The organism is Saccharopolyspora sp. NPDC049357 (assembly GCF_040677225.1).
In the GTDB taxonomy this organism is placed as follows: Bacteria; Actinomycetota; Actinomycetes; order Mycobacteriales; family Pseudonocardiaceae; genus Saccharopolyspora.
In genome coordinates this window covers 215,491-223,805 of sequence record NZ_JBFAQJ010000006.1, presented here as the reverse complement: position 1 = coordinate 223,805, position 8,315 = coordinate 215,491, and the positions used below count along the sequence as shown (strand labels likewise).

The 8,315-nt window shown below is 70.4% G+C and carries 8 protein-coding genes; 3 read left to right on the top strand and 5 right to left on the bottom strand.

All coding sequences use genetic code 11. From position 1 onward, the window contains the following. Positions 1 to 186 precede the first annotated feature (186 nt). Complete coding sequence (locus AB0J91_RS07980; protein WP_363865263.1) at positions 187 to 1,785, top strand: DUF4241 domain-containing protein; 1,599 nt, start codon at positions 187 to 189, stop codon at positions 1,783 to 1,785. Between the two features lie 32 nt (positions 1,786 to 1,817). On the opposite strand, the gene AB0J91_RS07975 is transcribed toward AB0J91_RS07980, so the two are convergent. From AB0J91_RS07975 to AB0J91_RS07965, 3 genes are all read right to left on the bottom strand, one after another. Next, positions 1,818 to 2,534, bottom strand: coding sequence for a hypothetical protein (locus AB0J91_RS07975; RefSeq protein WP_363787100.1), 717 nt, complete (start codon positions 2,532 to 2,534; stop codon positions 1,818 to 1,820). 154 nt (positions 2,535 to 2,688) lie between these two features. Then, positions 2,689 to 3,771 carry a winged helix DNA-binding domain-containing protein gene (locus tag AB0J91_RS07970; protein ID WP_363865261.1) on the bottom strand — a complete coding sequence of 361 codons (1,083 nt, stop codon included), beginning with the start codon at positions 3,769 to 3,771 and terminating at the stop codon, positions 2,689 to 2,691. A gap of 4 nt (positions 3,772 to 3,775) precedes the next feature. Next, entirely contained in the window at positions 3,776 to 4,345 is a 570-nt protein-coding gene (locus AB0J91_RS07965) for a DinB family protein (RefSeq protein WP_363865259.1), read from the bottom strand. A 62-nt stretch (positions 4,346 to 4,407) separates the two neighbouring features. Between AB0J91_RS07965 and AB0J91_RS07960 the strand changes: the two genes are divergently transcribed. Beyond that, complete coding sequence (locus AB0J91_RS07960) at positions 4,408 to 5,358, top strand: WYL domain-containing protein (protein WP_363865257.1); 951 nt, start codon at positions 4,408 to 4,410, stop codon at positions 5,356 to 5,358. 77 nt (positions 5,359 to 5,435) lie between these two features. Here AB0J91_RS07960 and AB0J91_RS07955 read toward each other — a convergent pair whose 3' ends face one another. Beyond that, positions 5,436 to 6,089, bottom strand: a complete 654-nt coding sequence (locus tag AB0J91_RS07955; RefSeq protein WP_363865256.1) for a response regulator transcription factor — start codon at positions 6,087 to 6,089, stop codon at positions 5,436 to 5,438. Further along, positions 6,086 to 7,033: a HAMP domain-containing sensor histidine kinase gene (locus AB0J91_RS07950; RefSeq protein WP_363865254.1), complete on the bottom strand. Its 948-nt coding sequence runs from the start codon at positions 7,031 to 7,033 to the stop codon at positions 6,086 to 6,088. Before AB0J91_RS07950 ends, AB0J91_RS07955 begins: the two co-directional genes overlap by 4 nt. A gap of 156 nt (positions 7,034 to 7,189) precedes the next feature. Here AB0J91_RS07950 and AB0J91_RS07945 point away from each other — a divergent pair, with 156 nt between their 5' ends. After that, a complete protein-coding gene (locus tag AB0J91_RS07945) occupies positions 7,190 to 8,308 on the top strand; it encodes an acyltransferase (protein WP_363865252.1) in 1,119 nt (372 codons plus the stop codon). The last annotated feature ends 7 nt before the right edge of the window (positions 8,309 to 8,315 follow it).

The following is an 8,315-nucleotide window of genomic DNA, read 5'->3' as shown; positions in this document are numbered from 1 at the left end:
CGTCTGGTCCCCCGCCCACCCCCCCCCCCCGGCGGCCCCCCGCGCCCCCCCGCGCCCCCCCCCGCCGACGCGCCCGCGCCCCCCGCCCGGGGCCGTCGTTCGGCCGAACCGATTCTCGTCGGGCGAACCGAACGCGACCCGTGCCACGTGTTGAGAACAACCCGACATCACAACGAAAGAGCCCCCATGCCGATCCCCGCCCCCGACTTCGACCAGATCTTCACAGACGGATCCCGCCACTCGGTTCCCAAGCTCGGCGATGCCACCGTTTGGCTGCGCCGGGACAACTCGCTGTGGATGCCCTCCGGGAAGGTCTGCGCCGGTGAGCCCTTCATGTTCGGTTCGTCCGACGACGCAGCGTTCGTGCAGGAGGTCCCGCCGGGCACCTACCCGGTCGTGCTCGCCGAGGCCCGGTTCGGAGAGCCCGATCAGTTCAGCTGGTACCAGGCGGTGGCCGCGATCAAGATCCAGGTTCGCGACGAGCCGGCGACCTCGTGGGAGATGGCGCTATTGGGTGAGCAGGACGCGTCGACCCTGGACGGCGACTCCTTCTTCGGCTACCCCGTCGACGGGGGCACCGGTGGTTTCATCGACGCCGCGAACCTCTCCTGCTGCGACGACGAGGAGTACGTCGACCGCGTGCTGGAGGCCCTGGAAGAACGGGACCACACCGGCACGGGACGGCTCGCCGACGACGAGGACCGCACGGTGGTCGTCGTGTGCTCCTCCGGTGGCGGTGACGGTCACTACCCGACCTGGGTGGGGCGCAACGCCGACGGCGAGATCACCTGCTTCGTGACGGACTTCTTCATCCTGACCGGCGACGATGACGAGGAGGACGACGAAGGCGACGGCGGTCCGCTCGACGCGCCCGACCACGTGCCGGGCGATTACGCCACCGGCCACGCGATGCGCGCCGGGCAGACGCTGCGTCGCGAATCGCTCACCTCGGAGAACGGCCGGTTCTCGTTGGTCCACCAGGACGACGGCAACATCGTGCTCTACGAGAACGAGTCGATGCGGGCGTGGTGGGCCTCGAACACCTGCGGCGCGGACACCGCCTTCTGCGCGTTGCGCGAGACCGACGGCCTCGCGCTCTTCTCGCCCAGCGGCAGGCGGATCTGGTCCACCGGCGCGGTCCGACCGGCCGCCGAGCTCGTGGTGCACGACGACGGCGAGGTCACCATCACCGACGTCGACGGCGAGATCGTCTGGACCTCCGACAGCACTCCGGCGGTGCCGGGCGGGCCGGCGGCGATCGGTGACCGGATGCTTCCCGGCCAGACCCTGGGACGCCAGTCGCTGACCTCTCCGTCCGGCCGTCACACGCTGACCCACCAGGACGACGGGAACCTGGTCCTGTACAGCAACGAGGGCCGCGGCGCGCTCTGGGCGTCGGACACCCAGTTCCGCGGGACCGGCCGCTGCAAGCTCCTCGACGACGGCGATCTCGTCCTCTACGACCGGCGCGGCGGCGCCGTGTGGTCCACCGGCACGGCGGGCCATCCGGGAGCGCACCTGGCAGTCGGCGACGACGGCCTTGAACTCCGCAACACCGACGACGTCGTCATCTGGAGCGTCCGCACCACCCCGGGTGCGCAGGTCACCGACGCGCACTCCCCGCTGTCAGCCGCCATGTCGGCGATCGCCCCGGCCGCCCTGACGATGGCCGAGCCGCTGCAACCGGTCGTGGGCGCCGAGCTGACCGCCGCCACACCGGCAATCCCCGTGGGACAGTCGGTTCCGGCCGAGGAGTGCGTTCCGGCGGAGCCGTCGGAGAGCTGAGCTCGGCCCTCTCGGTCACGACCGGAAGGCGGTCACTCCGCTGCGGCGATCGGCTGCGGCTTCGCGGGCTCTTCGTCGTCGACCTTGTCCTCGCCCCGACGGCGGAAGAACTGGAACCCGGGAATGCCGGCGATCGCCCGGCGGACGTCGTAGGTGACTTCGAGGAGCTCGTGGATCTCGGGACCGACTCGGTCCAGGGTCCGCAGGATCGGCAGGATGTCGGTGAGGATGTGCTCGGTGAGCTGCGGAAGCTCGTCGACCAGGCGGATCGCCGCATCGACCTCGGCGTCGGAGAGCTCCTCGACGAACCTGTCCACCAGCGGTGCGGCCTTCTTGGCCGTGGGCGAGTACAGCGAGAGGAGCTCGTCGGCGTTCGCCGAGGTGCGCTGGGCCTCGGCGACGGTCTTGGCCGCGTCGTCGCAGATCCCGTTCGCCCGCCCCACGACCGATTCCGCCATCGTTGAGACCTGACCGGCTGCGGCCACGATCGGAGCGGCGGCGACGGCGACCGCGCGGGCGTCCTGGATCGTCTCCTCCGCGTCGGCGACGGTTCCTCCGGCGCGCTGGACCAGGTCTTCGACCTGGTCCACCACCGTGGAGATGCGGCCGACCAGCTTCTCGGTCTCACCGAGAAGACCCAGCACCCGGACCGGAGCGGTTGCAGCGGCCGTGGCCGTTTCGGCTGCCCAGCCCACCGTGGACTTCGCCAAGCCGAGGACGTCAGAGGGCGTCGGTACGCGGAACACCATGGCCTCCACTGTGCACACCGGTAGGGATCGACGCCACCATCTCACGGCGCGTCGGCGGTCAGGAAACGGGCCAGGACAGCACGCGACCAGCGGAAGAGCGTTGCGTCATCCACGTCGACCGGCGCTGGCGCGGGGTGCTCCGCTGCTGGACCGGCTAGGTCACGCGGGCCCGATCGCTCTCACCGTCGGAGAGGAACAGCGCCAGCGCACTCCCCTGCTCGACCAGCTCCGCACGCTGCGCGCGCGAGAACGAGTGCAGCGGAGCGATGTTCACCGTTCCCTCGGTGACCCTCCACGTCCCGGCGACGCGGCCGTCCACCAGCACGACGCGTTCGCCTGCCACCGACAGACCTCGGTGTTCGTCGTCGATGATCCGGCGGCGGTCGTCGTAACCGAGGATGGCGTTGTCGAACGCGGGCAGGAACCGCACGGGCGCGGGCACGTCCGGGTCGGGCCGTGGCGCGTCGGGCAGATCCAGCAGTTCGCGCCCGCGTTCGTCCCGGAAGGTGACGAGCTGATCGCGCACCGCCTTCACCGCGCCCGGCAGGCCGGCCAGCCCCGACCAGGCGCGGATGTCGGCGGTGGCGGCCGGGCCGAACGCGGCGAGGTAGCGGCGCACCAGGACCCGGCCGACCTGGTCATCGGGTGCCTCCTGGTCGACTTCGCGGCCCAGCCAGGAGGAAACCGGCAGGTAGCGGGCCGCCCCGCTGGTGCGCCACAGACCTCGCGGCGGCAGCTGGACCACGGGAACAAGGGCTCCGACCAGCGCCTCTCCCAGCGCCCGGAGGCTCTGGTCGGGCCAGCGGTGGGCGATCGCTCGCGCCAGCTCGGACTGCGAATGCGGTTCGCCCTCCGCCAGCACTTCCCGGCCCGCCGCCGCGAGCTCGTCGAGGTCGACCTCCGCGAGCTCGCGCCGGTAGACGCCGAGGACCCGCTGCAACAGCATCGCGTCGTGCCGGGACCGCCAGGACAGGACGTCCTCGGCGGCCAGCAGGTGCACGGTGCGGCGCATCAGGTGAGTCCGCACCACTCCCCGACGGGTCAGCAGCTCCGAGAGCTCCGCCGGATCGAAGACGCGCAGCCGGGACCAGAGACCGACGAACGGTTCCTGCGGTTCCTGGGCCTGCACGCCGCACAGGTGCGCCACGGCATCGCGGGGTGCGAGCTCGGAGGGTTGGAGCAGGAGCTGCCGGGCCAGCGCTGCGCGGTTGAGCGCGCGGGTGCCGAGAACGGCCATGCGCTCAGGTGGCCGTCTGGCCGTCGATGGTCTCGCGGATGATGTCCGCGTGTCCGGTGTGCTGCGCCGTCTCGGAGATCACGTGCAGCAGCACGCGGCGGGCGCTGAGCTCGGTACCGGGTTCGTTCCAGGGCGCGTCGGGCACCGGGTGCGTGATCAGCAGATCGGGCAGCGCGGTCACGATCTCCTCGGTGCGGGCGGCGACCTCCTCGTAGCGCCGCACGATCCCTTCGAGGCTGTCACCCGGCAGCATCTGGAACTCGTTGATCCGGTCGGTCATCCACTGCGGGTATTCCCGCGCGGTGCCGGCCTCGATGTCGCCCCAGGTCACTCCGTCGGGCAGCGCGAAGCTCATCGCCGACGACCCGTCGGTGATGAACCGCAGCCACGATTCCTCGGTGCTCGCGACGTGCTTGACGATCCCGCCGAGGCACAGCTCGCTCTTGGTCGGACGCTCGCCCAGCTGCGCGTCCGTCAGTCCCCGGACGGTGTTGAGCAACTGGCCGCGCAGGGTGGCGAGCTCGGCGAGCAGGTCGCCCTTTTCAACGTCGAGTGCGGTGTTGGAAGCAGTCATGAGAGCAGCTTGGCACCGGTAGCGGTCAGTTTCTGTCCGCTACTGCGGGCACGATGGGGTGCATGCGGAAAACTTCGACGCGGCTGCTGTCGTTGCTGTCGCTGCTCCAGGCGCGACGCGACTGGCCCGGTTCGGTGCTCGCCGAGCGACTGGAGGTCAGCGACCGCACGGTTCGGCGCGATGTCGACCGGCTGCGGGAGCTGGGATACCCGATCGCGACGGTCAAAGGACCGGACGGCGGGTACCGGTTGGAAGCGGGCAGCAACCTGCCGCCGCTGCTGTTCGACGACGACCAGGCGGTCGCGCTGGCGATCGCGCTGCGCATCGCGACCACGGCGGGCGCGGGCATCGAGGAGGCAGCCGCTCGCGCGCTGATCACCCTCCGCCAGGTGATGCCCTCGCGGCTCCGCCACCGGATCGATTCGTTGCAGATCACCGCGGTCGAGCGCAGCACGGCTCAGCGCGTGGACAGCGAGGTCCTGATGGCGCTGAGCGTCGCGGTGCACGCTCGGGAGGAGCTCCGGTTCGACTACACCGGCTCGTCCGCGCCTCGCAGGACGCAGCCGCACCACCTGATCACCTGGGGCGGGCGCTGGTACCTCATCGCCTGGGACCTGGACCGCGACGACTGGCGCACCTTCCGCGCCGATCGGATCACCCCGCGCGTCCCCGCAGGTCCGCGCTTCACCCGGCGCGAACTCCCCGGCGGCGAGGTGGCCGCGTTCGTCAGGAGCAGGTTCCAGGGGGCGGAAACATGGCCGTGCCAAGGAGAAGTCGTCCTCGACCTGCCCGCCGCGACGGTCTCCCGCTACACCCACGACGGCGTGGTGGAAGAGCTGACCGACGACCGGTGCAAGCTCGCGCTGGGATCGTGGTCCTGGAAGGCGTTGGCCGCAGAGCTCGGGAAGTACGACGCGGACGTGGAGGTCATCGGTCCGCCGGAGCTGAAATCCGCTTTCTCCCAACTCGCCGACCGCTACACCCGAGCAGCGGCGGGCGCACCGAGCCCCTAGGTGCTGCGTGAATTCTCGGTCGAGTCGTGCGCGAAAGTCATTTCGTCGTCGAGGATCTCGTGGCAGCGGTGTTGAGCTCACGGTTCGATGAGACCAGCCCTGATCGCGTAGCGGGTGAGTTCCAACCGGTCCTTCATGCCCAGCTTCGCCATGAGGTTGGAGCGGTGGCGCTCCACCGTCTTGATGCTGATGACGAGCAGGTCGGCGATCTCCTTGGAGGAGTGGCCTTCGGCGACGAGCTTGAGGATCTCCTCCTCCCGGTCGGTGATGGCCCGCTCGGGAACGGCCTCCCCCTGACCCGCGCGGTCGAGGTAGCTGCGGATCAGCGAGGTCACCGCACCCGGGTACAGGAAAGGTTCGCCGCGCATGGCCGCGCGGCACGCCTCCACCAGGTCGCGGTCGGCGACGGACTTGAGCACGTACCCGGACGCACCGGACTTGAGCGCCTCGAACAGGTACTGCTCGTTGTCGTACATCGTCAGGATCAGGATGCGCAGGTCCGACTGCAGCCGGGTGAGCTGCCGGGCGGCCTGCAGCCCGGTCAGCCTGGGCATGGCGATGTCGAGGATCGCCAGGTCCAGCTCCTCGGTCTGCGCGAGCTCGACGGCCTCGGCCCCGTCGCCGGCCTCGGCCACGACGGCGAGGTCGGGTTCGTTGTCGAGGATCAGCCGGACTCCGCGACGGACCAGCACGTGATCGTCGGCCAGCAGGATGCGGGTCGTGTCGGTCATCGCGCGCCCCCGGTGTTGATCGGCACGTCGAGCCGGACTTCCGTGCCGCCCTCCTCGACCGGTTCGACGGCCAGCGTCGCCCCGGCCAGCAGCGCGCGCTCCCGCATCCCCCGGATGCCGGCGCCTTCCGGGGAGTCCCCGGTCCCCGCGCCGTTGTCCCGCACCCGCAGCCGGACCTCCGAGGGCTCCACGTGCACCAGCAGGTGGACGCGGGTCGCACCCGAGTGCCGGACCGCGTTGGTGATGCTCTCCTGCGCCACCCGGTAGATGACCAGCTCGACCTCCTCGCCCAGCTCTGGCAGCTCGCCGTCGATCCGGCACCGCGCGGCGACGCCGTGCACCTCGCCGGTGAGCGACTTCAGCGCGCTGGCCAGGCCGAGATCCTCCAGCACCCCGGGGCGCAGCCGCCGGGCGATGCGGCGGATCTCGTCGAGGCTGTCGCGGGTGGTCTCCTGCACCTGGTGCAGCGCGGCGGAGACGGGCTCGGGCGCCTCGTCCGCGACCCGCCGGAGCTCCAGCAGCACCGCGGTCAGGCTCTGCCCGACCTCGTCGTGGAGTTCGCGGGCGATGCGGCGGCGCTCGGCCTCCTGCGCGGAGAGCGCGCGGGCGTTGCTGGTGGCGCGCTCGAACTCCAGCCGGTCCAGCATCGCGTTGAACGCCATGATCAGGTCCGCGATGCCCCCGTGCCCGGACACCGGCGGCCGCGATCCCGGCCGCAGCAGGTCGATGGTGGTCATCGCGCGGGTCAGCCGCCGCAGCGGGAGGAACCCGATGCGCAGCAGCACCGCGTTGGCCACCAGCATCGCGACCAGCCCGGCGACCAGGATCAGGCCTTCGGCGGGCAGCACCGGCGTGGACACCGTGGCAGGGCTGAGCACCAGCAGCACCGTCGCTCCGGTGAGCACGGCGGCGTTGAGCAGGAACACCCGCCAGAACAAGGACACGTCCCGCACCTCCTGAACGACAATTCGACCACCGGTCGCCCTTCGAACACCCATACGGGTCGTGCGCACCAAAAATGGGTGTCAGCCCCGATGGCCAACGGTCGCTCTCCTGGGTGAAGCTGGCTGAAGGACTAGCCCAGAGGAAGAGCGACAAGCGTGACGACAGCCGGATCCGGCGGTGGGCAGAGCCGCCGGAAGATCAGCTGGGATCTTGTTCGAGCCGGTTGCGTGGTGCTGGTGATGCTCTACCACTCCACGAGCCTGAGCGTCTTCCTGCACCCCGAGCTGGAGCCGAGGACCTTCGAGTTCCCGTATCAGGTCGGCGCCAGCCTGCTGCTGGTCGTCTCCGCGTACTTCGCGTGCGTGACGATCCGCCGCGGTTCCCTGTTCCGCTACTGGTGGGGCCGCGTGGCCAGGCTGCTGCCGTCGTTCCTGGCGGCCGTGGTGGTCAGCTACTCCGTGCTGCGGGCGTTCCCGATCGAGGGCTGGTTCTTCCCGCTGCCCGAGGACCTGCGCGCGAACCTGCTGATGCTGTGGCACTGGAAACCGCAGTTCTACCCTTTCATCGACGGCTCGCACTGGACGGTTCCGCTGCAGCTGATGGGTTTCACGGTCGCCGCCCTGCTCTACCGGAGCTGGTGGGGCCACGGCAGCAGGATCCTGATCGTGCTGTGGGTGGCGGTGCTCGTGCCGCTGGCGCAGTGGCCGATCCGGATCGCCGAGCCGATCGACGAGACCTACCGGACCGTGGTCGACGGGGTCGGCATGCACCGCTGGCACCTGTTCGTCGCGGGGGTGGCGATCTGGATGTGGTCGGTCAAGCGCCTGAGCACCCCGCACTTCGCGGCCCTGCTGGCGCTCTGCATGGCCGCGCAGGAGGTGCACAACTACACGCGCACGCCCGAAGGTCTGCTGGCCGACACCGGCTCGTCGGTGGCCGTGGCCATCGGCATGTGCGTGATCGCGCTGGTCGCGCGCTCTCCCGACATGGCGGTGCCGCAGCCCGCGCGACGCGCGATCAGCTGGTTCGCCGGCATCTCCTACGGCACGTTCCTGATGCACCAGGCCATCGGCTACATCGTGCTGCGCAAGCTGCAGGACGTGGGAGTCGACACGACCACGCAGACCTTGGCGATGCTGGTGACGGGCACGCTCCTAGGGTGGATGCTCACCCGCGCGGTCGAACAGCCGACCCACAAGCTGCTCATGAAGCCCTTCAAGCAGGGTGGTGGCGCGGCTCGCACCCGGGAAACAAAAACGGCCGGTCCGCGTTGAACCCGGT